Source organism: Nostoc sp. NOS(2021) (assembly GCF_017115025.1).
Lineage (GTDB): Bacteria > Cyanobacteriota > Cyanobacteriia > Cyanobacteriales > Nostocaceae > Nostoc.
Map to the genome: position 1 here is coordinate 24,022 of NZ_JABXKM010000057.1, position 23,014 is coordinate 47,035.

The window sequence follows — 23,014 nt, forward strand, 5'->3', positions numbered from 1 at the left end:
ATTAAATTACGATAACCTATTTAACAGAAAATTTATGAATGGTTTAGTTTTAGTGTAAAAGTCAAATTCTTCTTTAAAACAATCCAAAGCATTTTTACTATAGAATTCATAGTTGTTTAAAATCTTTTCAAGAGCTTGTTCAATTTCTAAAGAATTAGAAGGATCTCTAATCACAATCCCAAATTGATATTTATTATTTAATTCAGCTAGAGATTGTAGATCGTTCATAAGAACAGGTTTTCCATATTCTAAGTATCCAGACAACTTGCCTGAAGCTTTGGCAATCTCGGAGTTATTTGCATCTATATCTTTATAAAAAGCTAAACCAATAGTAATTGAGCTAAAAACTTTATATATTTCCTCTAAAGGAAGCGGATCTAAAGATAAGAATAGATTTTGAGAATTAATGTTTCTTAATGAAACAATGTAAGGATCGTCCAATTGTCTCTTTTTACGTTCATGAAAAACTAAAGAAACATTTTTCTGCTTGATAGATTTAAAAGCATAAGCTAGAGTACTACAAAAAACATCATCGTTAACCATCCCAGCTTGAATAACTAAACAATGATCCTCTTGCCGATTTAAATTAAATTTTTCTACAAAATAGTTACAGGAGAGATTACCTCCAGAGGTTAATGATTTTGAATTAACTGAATTGGGGATATAAAATACTTGTTTATGATGATATTCATGATATTCAGAGAGATGCCTAAAACGTGCTTCGTCTTGAATTAAAATGCAATCCATTTTTTTGTAAATAAATCGTTCTAGTATTCTACCAATTCGGTCAAATTTTGTGTTTTTCTGATTTCTCAATTCCAGGGAAAAATATACTAAATTGCTTTTAAAAAAGAAAGATTCGGCGAATGCCAAAATACTTCCTCTTGAATCAATACCAATACTAATTTCACTTTTACAACCCACAAAACCTTGTTTAATTTTATGAGCTAATATCTGGAATGTAAACAAAATTAATTCTATAACTCGAACTAATAAACCCAAATTATTTTGATAAAAAATTTGAGAAAATTTTAGAGAAATTGAAGGATTTATATAGAGAACAAAAATGCCCGTAGGTAATTGCTCAATTCTAGGATAATTTGATTTTACAGTATAAATAGTAACAATATATCCATTCTGGGCTAAAACTTTTGCTAAATTAATAGTGGATGGGGAAGCACTCAGCCAATCATCATAAAAGAATATAGAACATGGCTTATTTGTATTCATATTATCGCTCGGTAATTTGCCAAAAAGACTCATTTCAATACCTCCCGCAGTGTAAGTGATACCCTTTGAATTTGCTCATCGGTCAACGCCATCCCGCTAGGTATATAAAAACCGCGACGGGCAATTTTTTCTGCTACAGGACAAGACACATCATCAAACAACCCCATTTTTCGGAATACAGGTTGCTCGTGCATAGACCAGAAAAAGGGACGAGTGCCAATTTTATGCTTACCCAAACGCTGCATTGCCTCGACCGCATCAAAGGGCACTTCATCCTTCAACACCAAGCCATACACCCAATAAATATTCTCGGCATAGTCAGTTTTTGGGATGGGTAACTGTAAACCAGCAATATCTGATAACAGTTCTGTATATCTTTGCCCCATGTGGCGTTTGCGAGCCACAAATTCATCCAGTCGTTCCAACTGGGCAACCCCAAGAGCCGCTTGCAAATTGGTCATGCGGAAATTCCAGCCCAATTCTTCATGGACAAAGCGTTTGTGGGGCTGAAAGCACAGATTGCGTAAAGAACGGCAACGTTCCGCCAATTTTTCATCATCCGTAACCAGCATTCCCCCCTCACCAGTGGTGATGTGCTTGTTGGGGTAGAAGCTAAAGGTACTTATGTCGCCAAAACTACCGCAGGGATGACCTTTATAGGTTTGACCGTGCATTTCGGCAGCATCTTCAATGATTTTCAGCCCATGTTTATCAGCCAAGGCTAGGACTGGCTCCATATCTGTAGGCAACCCATAGATATGCACAACCATGATGGCTTTTGTTCTCGGTGTGATTTTCGCCTCAATCTGGCTGACATCCATATTCCAGGTATGGCGATCGCAATCTACCACCACTGGCATAGCACCAGCACGCACAATCGCAGCAGCACAGGAAATAATTGTGAATGTAGGGAGAATCACCTCATCCCCTTGACCAATTCCTAATGCGGCAACTGCCGCATCAAGAGCAACAGAACCATTGCTAACAGCAATACCATATTTACGTCCTAATCGGGTAGCAAATTGTTCTTCAAATTGTTTAATAAACGGTCCTTCCGAAGAAATCCAGCCTGTTTCGATACACTCAAATAAATATTTCTTCTCGTTGCCATCTAGCAGTGGCTCATTTACTGGAACTGGATTCATAGCTTACTCAACTCAACTATTTTGGCTTGCTCTGCGGTAATGCCAATAAATCTGGTTTTGTCCTGCTCACCCACATAGGGACCTTGCTTAACTTCAATCATCTCGATTTCTTCAAGCACCTCAAAACCATGTCCACCAGTGACTAAGAGGATGACATCACCAGATTCTAAAATTCGGCTTTCCAGGTATTTCTGGTGGTTGCTGTAAAAGTCTACCCGCAACTTCCCCTTTCTAATGAATAAAACTTCTTGGGTATATTGCACTTCACGAGGTACAGGATTGTGGACGTGGGGTTGAATGGCTTTCCCCACTGGGTGACGCATATAAGCCATCTGTTGAGAAAGTTCATTGGGTGTGAAAAAGTGAATCCCTGGTTTGTCAAATCTTTGGGAAACAATTAGGGCGAGTAGCTGATTCTGGTGGGTAATTTGGTCGATCATTTTTGCAATGAGGGTAAATTTTATCTAATTTCCGCAATCCTAAATAATTGCTGAGTGTGTAACAGCTGTAACTAGAAGATGCAGTTCTCACAAACCAACTCGGATTGCCATAGAGCGCAAGGCTTTTTTTACTTTAAGTTGTTCAGCAGAATGAAGAACATACATAAAAATAAATAAAACGGCTACCATTGCTATTGCTAGTGATAGCAAATATGTCAAAATATTATTGAGATGAAGCAGAAAAACAATCAATGTCCATAAGAATAAGAAACCACTTAAACCAGTTAGATTTCTTAGTAGCAATAAATCTTCTGATTTAACATTAGCAATTGCTGGATACACAAGTAACAACACTTCAACGATGCTACTGGTTACGTGACTTATCAAGAAGCCTAATGCACCATACCGAGGAATTAGGACTAGAGCAGGTAGAACCCAGCATACTGCACCGATGGTACTCCCCCATCCTACTCTGGCTGTTTTGCCATCTACTACTAAATACTGGATTGAGACTGCGGTTATCCCTGTTAGTACACTTGCCCACAGAAATAACCAAGCTAGGATAATTGCTGGTTGATAGTCTGTTCCAAAAAGCCAAGTTATGAGATTAGGTAAAAACAAACAGGTCGTACTTGATGAAAGCAAAAGCAGAATCCATACACTTCTCAAATGTACAGATTTTAAATATCCATGTTGACCTTCGTTTGTGGAACTAGCAGATAGATGGGAAATGACGGCTGGAGCAATTGCTAATGGAATAAACCCAACCAGTGATCCCATATTTTGAGCTGCTCGTAAATATCCTAAACTCTCTAAGCCACTATAATGACTCACTAATCCCATCAACGGCAGGTTGATCAAACTGAACAGAAGATTTGTGCCTAGATAGTAAGGCAAACCAAATTTGAGAATGGAGCGCACTTCTTGCCAAAAGTGGTCAAAGCGCAAGTGAATTGCTTTAGCTTGAAGCACTGGTTTCACAATCAAATAACTCCAAACAATCTGAAGAACTGCGGATAAAATTAGCCCTCCAATTGCTCCTTTCAAACCAAACTGCCATGCAGATAATAGAGTTACAGTGTTACCGACGATCAACCCTAGAGATGACCGAATGGCATAAGCTCGGAAATCTTGTAATCCTACGAGAAAGAGTAAAGGAATATTACCCAGAGGCTGTAACCCAGCTAAGATAGCGGCTGCACCCAACCAAGGGGAAACACCGGGTTCTGTCAACCAATGTTCAGCCAGTGGTTTGCGGAAAAGCCAAACTCCTAAACCCATGACAACATTAACAGAACAAATCAGCGTAAAAGCAACACCAAACAGCCGCCCAATTGCCTCTGTTCCAATTGTTTGATGTCTAGCACCATTACGTTGTAGCGCAATTTCTATACCCAGACCAGAGAACCCTTGGACTGTCTGCGCTAATGAAATAACAATATTGTAAATTCCTAGAGATTGAGGACCTAGTAATCTCGCTATTATAGGCAAAGCTAAAGCATTTGTTAACTTGGAAATAATATTGGCTACGCTTAACCAAGCACCACTCTTAATTAAGCTAGTAATTGTACTCATATATATAGTACATATAGTAAATAAATAAACTTCTTGAACGTCGAATCCCAGGCAAACTTATCTGACTCAAAGCAGACCTTTTTCTACCGTAAGACCCCCTAGAGTGATAGTAACCAGACCCGCTTTCAGTAGTAACCGCATTCACCACCATTCCTAAAACGTGCGATCGCGCTTGCTCAAGCATCATCTTCGTACTCTTAGCAACAGCAGAGTCAAGCACTCCAGGACGTACAACCAGCAATATCCCATCTGCCATCTTGCCTAGCATCAGTCCATCACCAAACAAACTCAAGGCAGGAGTATCAATAATGACACAATCATAATCTTTGGCTGCCTCTTGAATTAACAAAGCCATGCGCTGTGAGTCTAGCAATGCTGCCGGATTAGGTGGAATTGTTCCAACGGTTAGCACATCTAAGTTAACCATTACTTTTTGGGTAGTGCAGGAAAACTCTGCTTGACCGACTAAAACATTACTCAGTCCTAGCAAGTTGGGTAATTTCCAGATTTGTTGTTGGCAAGAGTGACGCATATCCGCATCTACCAACAGCACTTTGCGTCCCATATGTGCTTTAGCCACTGCCAGGTTAGATGCCACAAACGACCTACCTTCACCTGGACTTGAACTAACCACAGCAATTACTTTTAGCGGTTTATCAAAAACGGTAAAATCCAAGTTCGTCTGAAGCATCTCAAAGGCTGAATTCGCTACCGAGTAAGGATTCTCTCTCATTGACAGTTCTAATAAAGACTCTGCCTCACCACCTTTAGATTTTTGACCTAAGTGAGGAATTGTACCCAGCAACGGATAATCAAATAGCTGTTGAGCTTGCTCAATAGTTTTCAGGGATTGATCCATAGCTTCCAACATTAAAGCTATCCCCACACCTAATAAAATTCCCAAAAATCCACCCACCGCCAGGTCGAGTGTAGTTTTGTCAGGTGCTTTGTTAGGAAGTAAAGCTATAGATACCACCTGTGCATTACCGACATTTTGATTGACAGCGACATCCACTTCTTGCGATCGCTTCAGCAGTTCTTCATAAGTTCCTCGTGCTACTTGCAACTGTCGCTCTAGCTGTTGTTGGTTTTGTTGCAATTGAGGTAAGACACCCAACCGTTTTTGGGACATTGTGTATGCATCCTGCAAAACCTTAATTCGATTGGCTAATGCTGAACGTTCCACATCCGACTGCACCAACTGAGCAGTTAGAGTCTGCTTGAGTTCTCCCATCTGTAAATTTTGCGTTGGTACAGATTTTTCGCTGCCCGCGTTTTCCGAAACTCGCATTCCTAACTGTTTTTTGAGAGCTGCTGCTTTTGCCATCAAATTAACGATCGCTGGATGTTCATTTGTATAGCGAGTCTGTGCCACCGCTAACTCGTTTTCCACTTTCTGATATTCTGTTAGCACCTCCTGCACACCTTTGGATTGACTTAAATTGCCTATATCTAAAGCTTGCAGCGAATTCAATTTCAATTGGCGTTGCAGAAGTTGTGAGCGAGTCGCGGCATCTACCAAGTTTGACTGAGCTTGAGTTATCTGACCAGATAACTCATTGAGCCTTTCTACACCTGTGGTAGCTTCTTGGTCTAAAGCAACTACCTTGTTTTCTTCTTTAAACTTACGCAAAGCTGTCTCTGCTCTAATTACCCTTGCCTCTACATCAGGCAATTGGTTACTCAAAAATCTCTTTGCAACCCTTGCCTGGGCTTGATTAACGTTAATATTGTTTGCTAGGTAATATTTCATCATCGAATTCACAACAGCTGCGGCTTCTTTTGGATCGCTACTGCGGTAAGAAATCGCCAAAATATCTGTACCTCGGATACTTTTCACCTTGAGTTTTTTGAGAAACTCATCTATTTCTAGAGGTGTTCCTTTCTTATCTGTCAGGCTTAGGCTAGTAATGGTTTTCTTAACTATTGGATTGGAGCGAATTATCTCAGCTTCTGTATCCAATGGGCTGCTTAGTTGAGTCACACCGTTTAACTCTCCAACTTGTGTCGAGGGACTTGTCAGCGAAGAAACACGGTCAGTTTTGCTGAAAAGCAACTTGCCTTCTGCTTCATAAATTGGTTTTTGTCTGATGGCAATTAAAGCTGACAGTCCAAAAACAGAGCCAGTCACCGCAGCTATCAGTAGCCAACGCCTTTTCAGAATCAGCCAGTATTGTTGCAAATCTAGGGAGTTTTGGTCTTCTTGGTTAGAGGGCATGGAATATGTTGCGAATACCTGGAATACTTACTAATTTTGCTCCTCAACTTTGGTAGTCCAAGATAGTCATTTGGACATACTTAGGTTTAATTATTTACAAAACTAAATATATATAAAATACCAGACCTATCTGTAATTTTCTCAGATCGCTTTCCTTTTTATTACATCTTTGTTATCCCAGAAATATTACCTAAATGTCAACGTATTTTTTATATTCTTTATTGAAATTTTAATTAATTTAATACCAAATCTATGTGAATGTTACTGTACCTTCACCAATTCCAATCCTTGGTATGAAGTTGATAACAGCTTTTTATAAATTACAAAGCTTGATATTAAGTTGATAATAGCCTTTTATCAGATAGAATAAATTTTTTGCCATGATTTTATCACTCTGTAAATATCTACTTTCAAAGTAAATTTACTGTAATTATTTAAATTTAAAGTTTATAGAGACTACATTCATGGCATTATGCAAATGTCAAAGCAAGAACTTTAAATCTATCGTGTGAGTCGGACAGCCAACACAAGTAAAATATGTTTTTTATAGACATACTATGCAAAGGCACTGACAATTACCCTTCCAGCTTCTAATACTCAATACCCAATTGCTTTGAAAAACAGAGCATGAGAAAAATTTCTCGTTTCTCTATGCTTTGACACAATACAGCTAGTTTTTAGTATTACCATCTTTGAATTTCTTGCTGCTTTTAAGGAACAAATAAATAGCAGGATACTGAAAAATAATCAAAATCAATGACTCTTACAATTTATGTTAGTCGCCCTACCAATGCTAGGTTGCCAAATATAGTCCGCAGCCTACCGATATTGCTCTTGTTAGGGGATATTTTTGGGTTGCTCATTTGTTTAGCGATCGCACAATGGTTGCGTTTAGATCAACCCTTACATTGGCTCAATCCATTGCTTTATGGATTTGTTTGCATGATACTTGCAGCATTTTATTTAGCAGATGCTTACTATCCAGATCGGCAAATTGCAGGTTTGAGAGCGCCGGCTCGAATTATTGTTTGTAACATTGCGATCGCGTTCTTTATTTCTGCGCTCATTTACTTGTCAGGTATTGCCCAACATAATCCGGTATCGTGGCGGAGTGTCTTTCTACCTAGCTTGGGAATCTTTACCATTTGGGCAGTGATATTGCGCTTGGTGGCAGTGAAATTGGTGCGATCGCACGAAGAGAAAAGTCGTTGGTTAATACTAGGAGCGGGAGATAATGCCATTAAATTTGCACAAAAATTGCTGGGACTTAATCCTTTAGGAAAGTTGACAGTTCTAGCGGAGGAAAATCAAAAAACCATAGACTTACCAAAAAGCAATCTGAGTGATCAGGGAAATCTGAGCGATTTGTCGCAATGGAGTCAAGAATCCTGGTCTGGAGTCATAGTTACAGCGCAGATAAATTTTTCTACATCTGAAGCACAACAATTAATGCAGATGCGCTTGCGAGGTATTCCGGTTTACACATTGCCGGATGTTTACGAAACATTTTGGTATAAACTACCTTCATCGCTGCTACAAGATAAATGGTTGGCTTTTAGCGATGGCTTTAACCTAATGCCTGGTTACTTCAGCAAGAAACTGAAGCGAGTTGTCGATGTCATATTGATACTGTTTTTACTAGTATTAGTTGCACCACTTCTGTTGTTGGTTGCATTGCTAATTAGATTAGATAGTCCTGGGCCAGTATTGTACAGTCAGCAGCGAAGTGGGTTATACGGTAAACCATTTAGAGTTTATAAATTTCGCTCCATGTATCAGGATGCAGAGAAGCTGGGGGCACAGTGGGCTAGTCAACGCGATCGACGGATCACCAAAGTCGGATACTGGCTACGTTTGTTACGTATTGACGAATTACCCCAAATATGGAACGTCTTACAGGGTGAAATGAGTCTGATTGGGCCTCGTCCAGAACGACCAGAATTTGATGTCAAACTCAAAGAAGCGATTCCCTACTATGAAGTACGCTATCTGGTAAAACCGGGAATTACAGGCTGGGCACAGGTTATGTATCCCTATGGAGCATCTATTGAAGATGCTTATGAAAAGCTTTCTTACGATCTGTATTACATCAAGAATTATTCCATTTGGTTGGATTTAGCGATCGCGTTCAAAACCATTCGAGTTGTTTTGTTAGGTAAAGGTAGATAAGGAAAAAGAAATGAAAAAGAAAATATTGGTAACTGGCGGTGCTGGTTACATTGGCTCCCATGTAGTTCGTCAACTGGGGGAAGTTGGTTATGATGTCGTGGTCTACGACAACTGTTCTACAAGTTCATCAGCATCCGTACTACACGGGAAACTAATTATTGGCGATTTAGTAGACACTGAGCATCTTTATCAAGTTTTTGCCCAGCATGAATTCAGCGCCGTCTTACACTTTGCCGCTAGTCTGATTGTTCCAGAATCAGTAGCTCATCCCCTCGACTACTACGCAAACAACACCCGCAACACCTTGAATTTGCTGCACTGCTGTAGCGTTATGGGTGTTAACAAGTTGATTTTTTCCAGCACAGCCGCAGTGTACGGAGAAGTGGAACAAAATCCTGTTACTGAGTCGAATCCCACACAGCCCATTAATCCTTACGGACGTTCAAAGTTGATGAGTGAATGGCTGATCCAGGACTATGCAGCAGTATCTTCACTACGCTACGTAATTCTACGTTACTTTAATGTAGCAGGTTCTGAACCAAGTGGACTATTGGGGCAAATGTCACCGAATGCTACTCACTTGATTCGGGCTGCTTGTGATGCGGCACTCCAGCGCAAGCCGGAAGTACGAATTTTTGGTACTGATTTTCCCACGCCTGATGGAACTGCAATCCGAGACTATATCCACGTCGAGGATTTGGCGACTGCTCACTTAGATGCTTTGGATTACTTAGAACAAAGAGGGGAAAGCCAAATTTTCAACTGCGGTTACGGGCAAGGATACAGTGTGCGACAAGTTATTGAAAGAGTTAAGGCTATTTCTGGTGTAGATTTTCCCGTTATTGCCGCACCACGTCGTCCGGGCGATCCTGCCTGTGTTGCAGCTTGTGCTGATAAAATCCGTAGGGTTTTGGGTTGGCAACCAAAGCACAATGATTTAGACGAGATTATCAACACAACTATTACTTGGGAAAAACAGAGGAGTAACTTGGTAAGGCAGAAGCATCTAAATATGGCATATACATAATTAGAACTGTCACACCTAATTAACCTTGTAGCGTGTAATTTACATAAGCATTATAAGTAAAGAAAGGCACGCAATCACTAACGTTGTAGGCGGCGGACAGTTCAACATCTGACTCAAAACCTTTTTCAATCAACTCTTTACCCGAACTGCATTTTTTAAAGTACTCCGGTAAATCCTGCTGGAAAGCCTGAAATGTTGCCACAGCCACTTCCGCTTCTGGTGATAGACTGCCATCTAAATAACTGAGAATTGCCCCAGCACCAATTAAATCTTCAAATGCAGGACGTAGGCTACCATCATCTTTCCACCTCTCACCGGCAGGAATCACAGCGATTTTATCGCCATACTTTTGAGCAAACTGCGCTACAGCTTGGCAATTTCGCAAGCAACCAGCCAAAGTTGGTGTATTCCCAGTATGTAAAGTCAGAAAAGAACCATTCGGTGAGGGTAAAACTAGTCTAGTTCCAGCCGGAATCTGAACAACCGATTTTGGCGAGAGAGAATATCCTGTTGTAGTCCAACGTTGTCTATGACTTGCCAACTCTGCTCGCACTGACTTGGCATAATCTATGACAGATTCATCTCTCATCGCGTAGGGAAAAATTATCGCACCGTTGTTGGTGGCGATTTCCACACAGGTAGAAAAAGAGAGAACGTCAACTATCACAACTACATCACTGATAGGAGCGAGTTGAGCAACTCCTTGTAGTCCCCACTCACAGCGCAGATTAAACTCTGATTGGTTGTAAATCATTGGAGCGATCGCAAAAGACAATATGATAAAAATAAAACCATAGATAAATAAACTTAGTGTAAATAATTAAAGGTTTGTAGTCAGCACGAAGAGTGCTAATTTTAGAGCTTCAGCCCTCTCTACGAGAAGCTACGCGTAGCTTGCTTCCCTTAAGGGGTACACTACGAACTAAAAATTAGCAGTAAGTAGGTCAGCAGTTATAATCAATATAAAACTTCAAGGTTCAAAATATTATGAATTTAACTGTAAAAACTTATCCTAACAATACTGCACCCAAGTTAACTTATGATGTGCTGATTGAAAATCAACAAGATGGCAGAGTTAGTGCGACAGTTTTAGGCTTGCCAGATTTTAAAGGCTCTGGTGTGACTAAAGAACAAGCGCTAGAGAAACTAATTCAACTTTTACAAGAGCGAGAACCAGAAATAGTAACTTTGGAAATTGAGCTTCCCCAAACCGAACATCCTTGGATGAAATTTGCGGGAATGCACAAAGATAACCCTCTTTTTGCTGATGTGCTGGAATACATAGAAGCTGAACGGAGTCAAATTGACTTTAAGAATGAGACAAAGTGAGTATTATGTGGATATTAGATACAGACCATCTGTCCTTATTTCAAAATAGTCATCCACTAGTCACGCAACGCATAAGACAATATCAAAGAAAAAAAATTTGGATACAAAGAGATGGTACAGAAATGGGCATCGCTAACGAATTAATCGCGGCTGGGGTATCTAAAGAAGATATTGTATTAGGATTTCACGCTCCTTATAAACGCCAATTTACTGACTTTGCTGTTGGATAAGTAGCAGGAAATAAGCAATAGTAATCTTTGCCCTGATTATCCACTATCCGGTAAACTCAGAAATACTGCGTTATTCCTGATCATGTCCGATTCTCAAACTGTTAGTGCTGCTGTTGCCAAACTCTACAATACCTACCCCTTTCCGCCAGAAGCTCTGTTGGATGAACCACCTCCAGGCTACAACTGGCGCTGGAATTGGCTAGCCGCTCATAACTTCTGCACAGGTCAAAAACCCCAAAGGCAAGATATTCGGATTTTAGATGCAGGTTGCGGTACTGGTGTGGGTACAGAGTACTTGGTTCACCTCAATCCCCAAGCTTCTGTTGTGGGAATTGACCTCAGTACAGGCGCTTTAGCTGTCGCCAAAGAACGTTGTCAGCGTTCAGGGGCTAACCACGTTGAATTTCATCACCTCAGCTTGTTTGACGTGGAACAGTTGCCGGGTGAGTTTGATTTAATTAACTGTGTTGGTGTTTTACATCATACCCCCGATCCAATTCGTGGTATTCAAGCTTTGGCGAAGAAGTTAGCCCCAGGCGGCTTGATGCACATTTTTGTGTATGGAGAATTGGGGCGCTGGGAAATTCAACTCATGCAAAAAGCGATCGCACTGATTCAAGGTGACAAAAAAGGCGACTACCGCGATGGTGTCCAAGTTGGGCGGCAAATCTTCGCTTCTTTACCAGAAAATAACCGAATTGTCAAATACGATAAACAACGTTGGTCACTAGAAAACCACAAGGATGAATACTTTGCTGATATGTACGTTCATCCCCAAGAAATTGACTACAACATTGAGACGCTATTTGAATTAATTGATGCTTCAGGATTGGAGTTTATTGGTTTCTCGAATCCGAGTTTCTGGAATTTGGAGAGACTTTTGGGCAAAGCACCAGAGTTAGTCGAACGAGCAAAAGATTTCAGCGATCGCCAGCTTTACCGTCTGATAGAATTACTAGATCCAGAAGTAACTCATTACGAGTTTTTCCTCGGTCGTCCTCCCTTAATCAAAGCCGACTGGACAGACGATAACGCCCTATTGGCAGCGATTCCCGAACTTAATCCTTGTATTGAAGGATTTCCCAGTCAATGTTTCTTTAATTACGATTACCAGATTGTTAATTTATCAGTAGCAGAGTTTGAGTTTATGCAAAGATGTGATAAACATTTCACAGTTGCAGAGATTTTGGCAGGTGTAGAACTGGGATTGGATGGGGTAAAAACACTTCTTCAGCAACAGCTGATTTTATTGACACCTGCTTAATTACACTACATTTCGATACTGAGTTAAGACTAATCAATTTATACTCGTGGCGATGAGCGATCGCTCATCACCACTTTTAGCAAATTAATGTAGATTAGGAAAGTGCCCAAGAAACGGGGTATTGTACATCCCAAAAGTTGGAGTTTTCTGGAATTCAGCAGTGGTGCGATGTTTAACAACAAGCCGCTACTCTACGATTTTGATTTGCGGTACGTTCATACACTCCTCAAGCACCAGTTGATTTTATTGAGACCGACTTAATTCAAACACCAAGATGCTATGTAACCTCTTTGGAGGAAATTATTCTCTCAAAAAATCTGGAATTGGAAGAAATTTTGAATTTTCAGGCAGCGATTATTGATTATTCACCCCTCACTCCCTCACATCATCATCTGCTCTCTCGCTTGTGGGGGCGCGATTTTACTGACTGTCTAATGTTGACAAGAAGTTAATTGTTTTTTCCTAAAGTATTGTTACCGCATCGTGATATGATTCAGCTGACTGAATGTGCAGTCATCATGTTTAACTGTACTGGTTTCAAGTCCCGTGAGCTTGTCAGACGAATCAATTGCGCCCACTCCGACAACGCAACAAGATGCTAAAACTGATTCTGAAGACGCAGAATCAGATAACTCCATGCAAGAGTTCTATCAACTCTTCCAGCGATTATTGGTAATCACGCTTGTCTTGACGGGGGTTATTTTTATCTCTGTGTGGATTTTTTATTCCTTGAACATTGCTCTTAATTATTTAATTGGGGCGTGTACAGGTGTGGTTTACTTAAAAATGCTGGCTAGAGACGTTGAGCAGCTGGGTAGTGAGAAAACCAGTTTGAGCAAAACTCGTTTTGCTCTATTTATGGGAGTGATGATCGTGGCAACTCAATGGCGTGAGCTACAGATTCTGCCCATATTTTTGGGATTTCTCACTTACAAAGCCACGCTCCTCGTCTATATGGTGCAAATTGCGTTCATTACTGATTCTTAAAAAGTCAGGCTCACAAAGACAATAATCCCATCCTCGCTCGTTGGGGAAAATGCTTGAAGAATGCAAATGCTTAGTGTCTTAAACGCCTTTAATTCTTTTCCCCTCGCCGCATTAGAAGTAGGTCATCATTTCTACTGGCAGTTGGGCAATCTTAAAATTCATGGGCAAGTTTTTCTCACATCATGGTTTGTGATTAGCATTTTAGTAGTGGCTTCAATAGCTGCTACTCGCAACGCACAAAGAATTCCCAAAGGCATCCAAAATTTGATGGAATATGCCCTAGAATTTATTCGTGATTTGGCAAAAAACCAACTCGGTGAGAAAGACTATCGCCCTTGGGTGCCATTTATTGGCACATTGTTCTTGTTTATTTTCGTATCGAACTGGTCGGGTGCGCTAATTCCTTGGAAGCTCATCAAGCTACCTTCGGGTGAATTGGCAGCTCCCACCAATGACATCAATACGACTGTTGCATTGGCACTGCTAACCTCTTTAGCGTACTTTTACGCAGGTTTTAGCAAACGGGGTTTGGGCTACTTTAAGAAATATATAGAGCCAACACCCATTCTATTGCCGATCGCAATTCTCGAAGATTTCACCAAGCCCCTCTCCCTAAGCTTCCGGCTATTTGGTAATATTTTGGCGGATGAATTGGTAGTAGCGGTGCTGGTGCTGCTAGTTCCTCTATTTGTACCTCTGCCTGTAATGGCCTTGGGTTTATTTACCAGTGCCATTCAAGCCCTGGTTTTTGCTACCCTAGCGGGGGCATACATTCATGAGGCAATCGAGGGACACGGTGGAGAAGAGCATGAGGAGCATTAAACTTCTCAGTTGATAGCACAGTTCCAAGAGCATATTTGCTCAAAACATCGCAAAAGCGATTTGTCAGAACTCGGTGCAGCAAGCGTGAAAAACACGTTTCTAGTCGTTAACGTACATTTGTTAGTTTTGTAATCAAACCAAGGAAAATTAAAATGGATCCATTAGTGCAGGCTGCTTCAGTTCTCGCTGCTGCTTTAGCGATTGGTTTAGCTGCAATTGGCCCTGGTATTGGTCAAGGAAATGCTGCTGGACAAGCAGTAGAAGGTATTGCCCGTCAACCAGAAGCAGAAGGAAAAATTCGCGGTACTCTGCTATTAACCTTGGCTTTCATGGAATCCCTGACTATTTATGGTCTAGTTATTGCCCTAGTACTACTGTTTGCTAACCCCTTCGCAGGATAAGACATGACGACTCCACACGCTGACAGCAAGCTGTACAGCGTAAGCTCTCTTAAGAAATTAAGAGGTTCGTCATTAGCTTCAATGACCGGTTATGCAAGGGTTACTATGTTTTCCAAGAATGTATAGGCACTCCTGGATGTAGGGTTAGCGACCCGTTTCCTAGTCCCGGACACTGCGGTTGATAATTAAACATCCCGTTATTGTTGAGGGGAAGTGTTATCAGCTTGAAACCTTGGTTAAACATTGGCTCATGTAACCACATCCGCAAGGATGCTGCACTTAATACTTAGCAGTTCGACTTCGCTCACTGCTAAAACTGAGCGAAGTCGAAGTTTTAGTGCTTTGGCGACAACTCAAACATCTATTTCCTTAAAAACCTACGGTTATTTTTGGGAATAGATGTAATCGTCGCCGCTCCAAAATTCATCCCAACACCAAATTAAAAATTATGGTGTGGGGCTTCTTTTGGCTCAAGCTAAAATTGCAAATCCAAAATCCCTTGACCCTTGTTGGCTATGGGTCTTTAACAATATCAAAGGTTGGATAATTTTGCTAGCCAGGAAAACTGCTACTCCAGCCAAAGAGGAGAGAAATGTTTGATTTCGATGCTACCTTGCCCTTCATGGCATTACAATTCCTGCTATTGGCAGCTTTGTTGAATGTAATTTTCTATAAGCCACTGACCAAGGTACTAGACGATCGCGATAATTATATCCGAACTAATACCCTTGAGGCGCGGGAACGCTTGGCGAAAGCTGAACGTTTAGCTACTGAATATGAGCAGCAGCTCGCAGAAGCACGCAGACAATCGCAAGCTACTGTAGAAGCAGCTCAAGTTGAAGCTAAGAAAATTACTGCCGAAAAAATCGCTGAGGCCCAAAAAGAAGCTCAGTCTCAACGAGAACAAGCTGCTGTTGAAATAGAGCAACAAAAGCAGGAAGCTATGCGTACCTTAGAGCAACGAGTTGATGCTCTAAGTAGGCAGATTCTAGAAAAACTATTGGGACCAACTCCAGTTAGATAAACTAACAAAACTGGTTCTCTTGAAAGCATACGCGCAACTGGGCGCTAGTCCCAGAGCGCTTAATTAAGTGTCAAAAAAAGGCACTTTTTTCCCTTCGGGGAAAGATACTTTATTTCCTACGGGGTTGTAACGTAAAATACAACGTATTAGCAAGCGAGCAGCGCACTTGTAAATGGGTATGATGGGCACATTGTTATTACTTGCCGCAGAAGCGAACGCTGTTCACTCTGAATTGGCAGAAGGCTCAGGAGAAGGTGGTTTCGGTCTAAACCTAGACATTTTTGAAACCAATCTCATCAATATAGCGATTCTGATTGGCATACTATTCTACTTCGGACGTAAAGTTTTAAGCAATATCCTGAACGAGCGACAAGCCAATATTGCCACCGCAATTCAGGAAGCAGAAGGGCGCTTAAAAGAGGCACAGAAGGCGCTATCCCAAGCGCAAGAGCAGTTGACCCAATCTCAGGCAGAAGCACAACGTATCCGTAAATCTGCTGAAGAAAACGCCATCAAGGCTAAAGAAGCCCTGTTAGCGAAAGCAGTGCAAGACGTAGAACGCTTGAAACAAACAGCAGCAGCTGATTTAAACAGTGAAACAGACCGAGCGATCGCTCAACTGCGGCAACGAGTTGCTACACTAGCATTGCAAAAAGTCGAATCGCAACTCAAAGGCGGGATTGCCGACGATGCTCAACAAAGTTTAATTGACCGCAGCATCGCACAACTGGGAGGCAATGTATGACAAGCCAAGTAGCAACAGCCGAAGTAGCCCAGCCTTATGCACAGGCACTTTTGTCAATAGCGCAATCGAAAAATTTGACAGAAGAGTTCGGGGAAGATGCGCGTACTTTCCTGGGCCTGCTGAGAGCAGACAAACAGCTACAAAACTTCTTCAGCAACCCGTTTATTCAGTCTGAGAACAAAAAAGCTCTGATCAAACAAATACTCGGTGAAGGCGCTAACCCCTACTTACGCAATTTTTTGCTAATACTAGTAGATAAACGCCGCATTGCCTTCTTGGAATCGATTTTTCAACAATATCTGGCGCTGTTGCGGCAGCTGAATCAAACCGTATTAGCGGAAGTAATTTCAGCCGTTCCCCTCACACAAGCTCAACAGCAGGCAATCATCCAAAAGGTCATTGCCATCACGAATTCTCGCCAGGTAGAACTAGAAACCAAGGTAGACAGCGAGTTAATTGGTGGTGTGATCATTAAAGTAGGCTCGCAGGTAATTGATGCCAGTATCCGGGGTCAGTTGCGCCGCCTTTCATTGCGCTTAACCAGTAGTTAGAAAGTTAGGAGTTAGGAGTTAGTAGTTAGAAGTTAGGAGTTAGGAGCAGAGACGCGATTAATCGCCTCTGTACAGGAGTTAGGAGTTAGGAGTTAAGTAAATAGTAATTTATTTTGACTTTTAACTTGTAATTTTTGCATTTTTAACTCATCACTCTCAACTCATCACTCCTCACTCTTAACTCATTACTCCTAACTGAATTAATTTTTCCGTCTCGAAAGCAAAAAAGATAGACACATGAGCATATCAATTAGACCTGACGAAATTAGCAGCATTATCCAACAACAAATCGAGCAATACGATCAAGAGGTCAAAGTTGCTAACGTTGGTACCGTTCTACAAGTTGGTGACGGTATTGCCCGGATTTATGGTCTGGAAAAGGCTATGTCTGGGGAACTCTTAGAATTTGAAGATGGCACAATTGGCATTGCCCAGAACTTAGAAGAAGACAACGTGGGCGCGGTGCTTATGGGTGAAGGGCTGGAAATTCAAGAAGGTAGTACTGTAACCGCTACTGGTAGAATTGCCCAAGTACCCGTAGGAGAAGCCTTAATTGGACGAGTTGTAGACGCTTTGGGTCGTCCCATTGATGGTAAGGGAGAGATCAAGTCCTCAGAAAGCCGTTTGATTGAATCCCCTGCACCCGGTATCATTGCCCGTCGGTCTGTACACGAACCCATGCAAACGGGTATCACAGCGATTGACTCAATGATTCCCATTGGTCGTGGTCAACGGGAATTGATTATTGGCGATCGCCAAACTGGCAAAACTGCGATCGCGATCGACACCATCATCAACCAAAAAGAAGAAGATGTAGTTTGTGTCTACGTTGCGATCGGTCAAAAGGCTTCCACAGTTGCTAACGTGGTGCAGACATTGCAAGAAAAGGGCGCGATGGATTACACCGTCGTCGTCGCCGCCAGTGCCAGTGAACCAGCAACCCTGCAATACCTAGCTCCCTACACAGGCGCAACTATTGCTGAGTACTTTATGTACAAGGGCAAAGCTACCCTGGTAATTTACGATGACCTCTCCAAGCAAGCCCAAGCTTATCGGCAAATGTCCCTACTGCTGCGTCGTCCACCCGGACGCGAAGCGTACCCTGGAGATGTATTCTACATCCACTCCCGCTTGTTAGAAAGAGCAGCAAAGCTGAGTGATGAATTAGGTAAAGGCAGTATGACCGCCCTGCCAATTATCGAAACCCAAGCTGGTGACGTTTCGGCATACATCCCCACCAACGTAATTTCCATTACCGATGGTCAGATATTCCTGTCTTCTGACCTGTTTAACGCTGGTATCCGTCCCGCTGTAAACCCTGGTATTTCTGTATCCCGTGTGGGTTCTGCGGCTCAAACCAAGGCAATGAAAAAAGTTGCCGGTAAGATTAAATTGGAACTAGCGCAATTTGACGATCTGCAAGCCTTCGCTCAATTTGCTTCCGACTTGGATAAAGCCACTCAAGACCAGTTGGCACGGGGACAACGGTTGCGCGAACTCCTCAAGCAGCCACAAAATTCGCCACTCTCAGTATACGAGCAAGTGGCAATTTTGTATGCCGGTATTAATGGTTACTTAGATGATCTCCCTGTAAATCAAGTAACCACCTTCACCAAAGGTCTGCGGGAATACTTAAAGACTGGTAAACCCCAGTATGTACAAGGAGTACAAGCCTCTAAAGCACTAGGTGACGCAGAAGAAGCTGCCTTGAAGGAAGCACTCACCGAATACAAGAAGACCTTCAAAGCAACAGCATAGCAATTTTGGATTTTGGATTTTGGATTTTGGATTAAATCTAAAATCCGAAATTCCAAATCTAAAATCTAACATCAGATTTTGGATTCAGGATTTTGGATTCAGGATTAAATCTAAAATCTGAAACCCCAAATCTAAAATCTAAAATCTAAAATCTAAAATCGGAATATGGCCAATTTAAAAGCAATACGCGATCGCATTCAGTCGGTCAAAAACACCAAAAAAATCACAGAAGCGATGCGCCTAGTTGCGGCAGCTAGAGTGCGTCGGGCGCAAGAACAAGTGTTAGCGACTCGCCCCTTTGCCGATCGCTTGGCACAAGTATTGTATGGTTTGCAAAGCCGTCTGCGCTTTGAAGAAGCAAACCTGCCACTACTGAAAAAACGCCAAGTTAAGTCAGTCGGGCTGTTGGTTATTTCAGGCGATCGCGGTCTATGCGGCGGTTACAATAATAACGTTATCCGTCGTGCAGAAAACCGCGCCAAAGAAATCAAGGCAGAAGGTTTAGACTATACATTTGTGATCGTCGGACGCAAAGCTACACAGTACTTTCAACGCCGCGATCAGCCCATTGATGCTACTTACAGCGGCTTAGAGCAAATTCCCACCGCACCAGAAGCCAATCAGATTGCCGAGCAACTACTTTCCTTATTCCTATCGGAAAAAGTAGACCGCATCGAGTTAATCTATACCAGATTCCTTTCCTTGGTTAGCTCCCGTCCCGTGGTGCAAACCTTACTCCCCCTCGATCCGCAAGGTCTAGAAGCAGCCGATGATGAAATTTTCCGCTTGACAACCCGTGGCGGTAAATTTGAAGTCGAACGGGAGAAAGTGACTAAGCAAGTCCGCCTGTTGGCTCCTGACATGATTTTTGAGCAAGATCCAGTACAGATTCTCGATTCTTTATTGCCCTTGTATCTGAGTAACCAGTTATTACGGGCGCTGCAAGAATCGGCGGCTAGTGAATTAGCAGCGCGGATGACAGCCATGAGTAATGCCAGTGAGAACGCCGGTGAACTGATTGACACTCTCACATTGTCTTACAACAAAGCCCGACAAGCTGCAATTACCCAAGAACTCCTTGAAGTTGTGGGTGGTGCTGAAGCACTAACTTAGGGTATAGCTAATTATTTATTTGTAGTGCTTTGTAATATATAGCCAATTGCTAATTATTTTAAGATTAGCAATTGGCTATTTTATTTCTGGTAAATTGAGTGCGTAGGCGTAGCCCGCCTTCTCTACGAGACGCTCCGCGAACGGCATCGCAGTTTCCTTCCAGAGTTACAAAATTTTCCCCTACATTGGTTTGGACGCGACGAATTTATCATGTGTTTACGGAAAACGGCTATAAAGACATCACCCTGTGTGCCAACTACATTTATGGTCTACAGCCAAGTTCCTATAAAGATACTATAGGACTCTAGGACCAGCCCTTTCAAGGTGAACCTTTGTACTATGAGAAAATCATGTTTTTCAGCCGATTCTGGGATTTTGGCGATCGCTTACGCTTAATTTACAGTCCAAAAATCTGGGGTTTAAAGGATAGATTTTTTATTCAATTCCAGCCGATGGCTAAAATGCCGCAAAAACCGTGATAGTACATCTGCTCACCTTGAAAGGGCTAGTTCTAGACTCCTATTTGATTTTTGAAAAAAACTCAGTATATCTTTATTCCTTCTTCCCTGTTCCCTATTCCCTATTCCCCGTTCCCTTTCTCTACAAGTGATTCAGGAATCAAATCGGATTGCTATATGTGTTTCTAAGCAGTACTCGTATGAACCAAATATTTTTTGTCTAGTAACACATTTCAAAAATTGCGTATTATAATTGAAATATGAAGCGCATGGGTCCGTCACGGTTTCGACAGGTTGGCGAACGCTGCTCTGTGATTCAGGTCGAGAGTGAGTCTCCTCTCGCAAATCAAAGGCTCGAAAAAAAAGTAAATGCGAACAACATCGTTAACTTTGCTCGTAAGGACGCTCTAGTAGCTGCCTAAACACCTCTTATAGGTTCGAGCGTCTTTAGTTTGACTCCGTTAAGGACTGAAGACCAAACCCCAACGGATGCTCTAGCAAGCGTTCTCTGGTTGGCTTGCTGGCTAAGATTAAATCAGAGCATCCTACGTTCGGGATAATGAATGATTCCCGCCTTGAGGGTCAGAAAGGCTAAACCTGTGAATGAGCGGGGGGTCAATACCCAATTTGGACAGCAGTTCGACTCTGCTCGGATCCACTAAAAATAGTTAACAAGTCCACCTGGTAATTTGATATCAAGGTGGATTTTGTTTTTTGCTGTTAGGACTTACGCACAAGTTACGAAATAACGAACCGCAGAGGCGCAGAGGACACGGAGAAATCAGAGTTTGAGAGATATTTTGCGTAAGTCCTAGCTGTGTAAACACAACTAAATTAGGACTTACGCATCAAGTACGAAATGTAGGGGCAATTCATGAATTGCCCCTACGGTAAAATAGATGGAATTGAGCCAAGAAAGGAATCAATTCAAAACCCAAAATCCGAAATTATTTGAGTTGTCCAAGAAAAATTTAGATTAAATCATAAAAAATATGAACAAGTAATTCTGAGGAGGTATTCTGTGTCTACAAAATTTACCCCACGCCAACATTCGTATAGGTGGGATAAATTTTGTGATAGATGCGGGCTTTAATTATTTTGTTTCTGAGGTTGTGTACGTGGGCTTCCAAACCTCCTTCCCCTTTTTTTAAGTACCCGTCGTAATCGATCTGCACTCAAGTTTACTTGACGCTCAGATGCCAGTTTTTTTGCCAGTTGTTTTGAGTTATAAGTCTGTGACTCTTGAGCTAAACAATTTTCTAGATAAACCAAGTCTGATTCCGAATATCGGGGTTTTCCCCCTCGACCAGGAGCATCCCATAGACCTGCTAAACCCATCTTTTCCCAGCGATGAAGGGTTTGACGTACTGTTGAAATTGCCCAGTTTAAGCCTTTAGCAATATGCTCATTTTTTAAGCCGCGAGCATTCAGCAGTAAAACTTGAGCACGATCCTTGGTACGTTGAGGAACATCTTTGGCTTTTCTTAACTCTTCTAAAGTCAGCTTTTCTTCTTCATTTAGAAAAACTTTTAATCGGCATCCCATAAACGATAACCTTTCACACAGTCAATTTTTGGCATTGTTATGTCTATTCACGCCTCTATATCTACTACGGCATGTATTTAATAATACATTTATAAACTAAATAACAAGTATTAAGTATGCCGAAGTTTAGCCTTATGGCTATTATGCGTGAAGTATTAGCTTGAGAACATTATTAAAGTTTGTAATTTATCATCGGTAATGAATTTTCGTAAAAAGTTAGGCACACAAAAAACGACACCCTTAGCCTCTGTATGGGCGTGTACATTCGATAGCCAGAAGGTGTAGCTTATGGCTATGATGAAAATAATTTGTTGGCGTTGTTTTGATTGATGCTGAAGTTGATTATAAAGAACTGTATCATTAAAATTATTAGATTATTCGTATTCTTACGGTGATTCATCGAAACTTTAAAAATGATTTTTAGGCTAGTTTATACTTGAATGAGCAGAAAAAGATATAGAGTCTCAGTTCTTTTTATTCAACTCGTCTCAGAAACTTGGCCTTGATTCTCTCCAAAAAGACATCTGTTTTCTCGACTTTACATAAAATTTATATTTTACGTAACAAGATTCTTGCTTGAGACAACAATATATTTAATACCCATTGGAAAAATAGTAGTAACAGCTTATCTGATGGATATTTAAAATGTGCGGAAAATTTGTCTTACCTTTCCTACCTTTCCTACTTTTCCTACTTAGTTATAAGAGAGGATCTTAAAAAACTAACTTTTTCTATTTGACATCTAAATCTATTATCTTAAGACATCGATTTGGCGATCGCCCAAGATTTTGCGCCACAATTACAAAGAGACTTTGTAATTGTGGTATGTACTTAGGATTCATACGTCATTCGGAAAAAGAAAGATTTTTATAACAGTCCTGGATGTGTGATAGTTGATTTTAAAATTTTTATTGTCAAATAATATGAGGATCATGATATTTTTAAATTAGGATAAAACTAGATTAATAAGCAAAATTAAATAC

General features: G+C 41.3%; 21 protein-coding genes, 1 other RNA gene and 1 pseudogene. 16 read left to right on the plus strand and 7 right to left on the minus strand.

Translation table 11 applies throughout. From position 1 onward, the window contains the following. Window positions 1–6: 6 nt before the first annotated feature. From HWQ41_RS06685 to HWQ41_RS06705, 5 genes are all read right to left on the minus strand, one after another. Window positions 7–1,263, minus strand: coding sequence for a hypothetical protein (locus HWQ41_RS06685; RefSeq protein ID WP_292760863.1), 1,257 nt, complete (start codon window positions 1,261–1,263; stop codon window positions 7–9). After that, window positions 1,260–2,375 (minus strand): DegT/DnrJ/EryC1/StrS aminotransferase family protein, encoded by a 1,116-nt coding sequence (locus HWQ41_RS06690; RefSeq protein ID WP_292760864.1) that lies wholly within the window; start codon window positions 2,373–2,375, stop codon window positions 1,260–1,262. Before HWQ41_RS06690 ends, HWQ41_RS06685 begins: the two co-directional genes overlap by 4 nt. Continuing rightward, window positions 2,372–2,815 (minus strand): hypothetical protein, encoded by a 444-nt coding sequence (locus HWQ41_RS06695; protein ID WP_292760865.1) that lies wholly within the window; start codon window positions 2,813–2,815, stop codon window positions 2,372–2,374. The genes HWQ41_RS06690 and HWQ41_RS06695 overlap by 4 nt, the downstream gene beginning before the upstream one ends. 87 nt (window positions 2,816–2,902) lie before the next feature. Then, a complete protein-coding gene (locus HWQ41_RS06700) occupies window positions 2,903–4,390 on the minus strand; it encodes an oligosaccharide flippase family protein (RefSeq protein WP_292760867.1) in 1,488 nt (495 codons plus the stop codon). Further along, window positions 4,374–6,608, minus strand: coding sequence for a polysaccharide biosynthesis tyrosine autokinase (locus HWQ41_RS06705; RefSeq protein ID WP_292760869.1), 2,235 nt, complete (start codon window positions 6,606–6,608; stop codon window positions 4,374–4,376). The genes HWQ41_RS06700 and HWQ41_RS06705 overlap by 17 nt, the downstream gene beginning before the upstream one ends. A 756-nt stretch (window positions 6,609–7,364) precedes the next feature. On the opposite strand from HWQ41_RS06705, the gene HWQ41_RS06710 reads away from it, so the two are divergent. Next, complete coding sequence (locus HWQ41_RS06710; RefSeq protein WP_292760870.1) at window positions 7,365–8,777, plus strand: sugar transferase; 1,413 nt, start codon at window positions 7,365–7,367, stop codon at window positions 8,775–8,777. 10 nt (window positions 8,778–8,787) lie between these two features. Next, the gene (gene galE, locus HWQ41_RS06715; protein ID WP_292760871.1) at window positions 8,788–9,804 is read left to right on the plus strand and encodes a UDP-glucose 4-epimerase GalE; all 1,017 of its coding nucleotides are present in this window, start codon (window positions 8,788–8,790) and stop codon (window positions 9,802–9,804) included. Between the two features lie 19 nt (window positions 9,805–9,823). Here galE and HWQ41_RS06720 read toward each other — a convergent pair whose 3' ends face one another. Further along, window positions 9,824–10,558 carry a 2-phosphosulfolactate phosphatase gene (locus tag HWQ41_RS06720; protein ID WP_292760872.1) on the minus strand — a complete coding sequence of 245 codons (735 nt, stop codon included), beginning with the start codon at window positions 10,556–10,558 and terminating at the stop codon, window positions 9,824–9,826. A gap of 233 nt (window positions 10,559–10,791) precedes the next feature. Between HWQ41_RS06720 and HWQ41_RS06725 the strand changes: the two genes are divergently transcribed. The 14 genes and pseudogenes from HWQ41_RS06725 to ssrA all read left to right on the plus strand — a co-directional run bounded on the left by HWQ41_RS06725 (window position 10,792) and on the right by ssrA (window position 21,147). After that, window positions 10,792–11,133, plus strand: a complete 342-nt coding sequence (locus tag HWQ41_RS06725) for a hypothetical protein (RefSeq protein WP_292760875.1) — start codon at window positions 10,792–10,794, stop codon at window positions 11,131–11,133. Window positions 11,134–11,216: 83 nt separating this feature from the next. Next, a pseudogene (locus tag HWQ41_RS06730) lies at window positions 11,217–11,363 on the plus strand (element excision factor XisI family protein); the annotation flags it as partial. Between the two features lie 82 nt (window positions 11,364–11,445). Beyond that, window positions 11,446–12,627: a class I SAM-dependent methyltransferase gene (locus HWQ41_RS06735; RefSeq protein ID WP_292760877.1), complete on the plus strand. Its 1,182-nt coding sequence runs from the start codon at window positions 11,446–11,448 to the stop codon at window positions 12,625–12,627. Window positions 12,628–12,729: 102 nt separating this feature from the next. Continuing rightward, window positions 12,730–12,888, plus strand: a complete 159-nt coding sequence (locus tag HWQ41_RS06740; RefSeq protein WP_292760878.1) for a hypothetical protein — start codon at window positions 12,730–12,732, stop codon at window positions 12,886–12,888. A gap of 285 nt (window positions 12,889–13,173) precedes the next feature. Further along, complete coding sequence (locus HWQ41_RS06745) at window positions 13,174–13,614, plus strand: ATP synthase subunit I (protein ID WP_292760879.1); 441 nt, start codon at window positions 13,174–13,176, stop codon at window positions 13,612–13,614. 60 nt (window positions 13,615–13,674) lie between these two features. Continuing rightward, on the plus strand, window positions 13,675–14,436 hold the full coding sequence (atpB, locus tag HWQ41_RS06750; RefSeq protein WP_292760880.1) for a F0F1 ATP synthase subunit A: 762 nt from the start codon (window positions 13,675–13,677) through the stop codon (window positions 14,434–14,436). Between the two features lie 152 nt (window positions 14,437–14,588). Then, window positions 14,589–14,837: an ATP synthase F0 subunit C gene (gene atpE / locus HWQ41_RS06755; protein ID WP_196521630.1), complete on the plus strand. Its 249-nt coding sequence runs from the start codon at window positions 14,589–14,591 to the stop codon at window positions 14,835–14,837. Between the two features lie 592 nt (window positions 14,838–15,429). Further along, window positions 15,430–15,861 (plus strand): F0F1 ATP synthase subunit B', encoded by a 432-nt coding sequence (locus tag HWQ41_RS06760; protein ID WP_292760883.1) that lies wholly within the window; start codon window positions 15,430–15,432, stop codon window positions 15,859–15,861. Between the two features lie 172 nt (window positions 15,862–16,033). Beyond that, complete coding sequence (locus HWQ41_RS06765; protein WP_292760884.1) at window positions 16,034–16,606, plus strand: F0F1 ATP synthase subunit B; 573 nt, start codon at window positions 16,034–16,036, stop codon at window positions 16,604–16,606. Next, complete coding sequence (atpH, locus tag HWQ41_RS06770; protein WP_292760885.1) at window positions 16,603–17,157, plus strand: ATP synthase F1 subunit delta; 555 nt, start codon at window positions 16,603–16,605, stop codon at window positions 17,155–17,157. The genes HWQ41_RS06765 and atpH overlap by 4 nt, the downstream gene beginning before the upstream one ends. Before the next feature lie 237 nt (window positions 17,158–17,394). Beyond that, window positions 17,395–18,915: a F0F1 ATP synthase subunit alpha gene (gene atpA, locus HWQ41_RS06775; RefSeq protein WP_292760886.1), complete on the plus strand. Its 1,521-nt coding sequence runs from the start codon at window positions 17,395–17,397 to the stop codon at window positions 18,913–18,915. Window positions 18,916–19,080: 165 nt separating this feature from the next. Further along, window positions 19,081–20,028, plus strand: coding sequence for a F0F1 ATP synthase subunit gamma (locus HWQ41_RS06780; protein WP_292760887.1), 948 nt, complete (start codon window positions 19,081–19,083; stop codon window positions 20,026–20,028). A gap of 350 nt (window positions 20,029–20,378) precedes the next feature. Then, entirely contained in the window at window positions 20,379–20,507 is a 129-nt protein-coding gene (locus HWQ41_RS06785) for a hypothetical protein (protein WP_292760889.1), read from the plus strand. A 250-nt stretch (window positions 20,508–20,757) separates the two neighbouring features. After that, window positions 20,758–21,147, plus strand: a transfer-messenger RNA (tmRNA) gene (gene ssrA, locus HWQ41_RS06790). A 428-nt stretch (window positions 21,148–21,575) separates the two neighbouring features. Here ssrA and HWQ41_RS06795 read toward each other — a convergent pair. Then, on the minus strand, window positions 21,576–22,031 hold the full coding sequence (locus HWQ41_RS06795) for a helix-turn-helix domain-containing protein (protein ID WP_292760891.1): 456 nt from the start codon (window positions 22,029–22,031) through the stop codon (window positions 21,576–21,578). Window positions 22,032–23,014 lie beyond the last annotated feature (983 nt).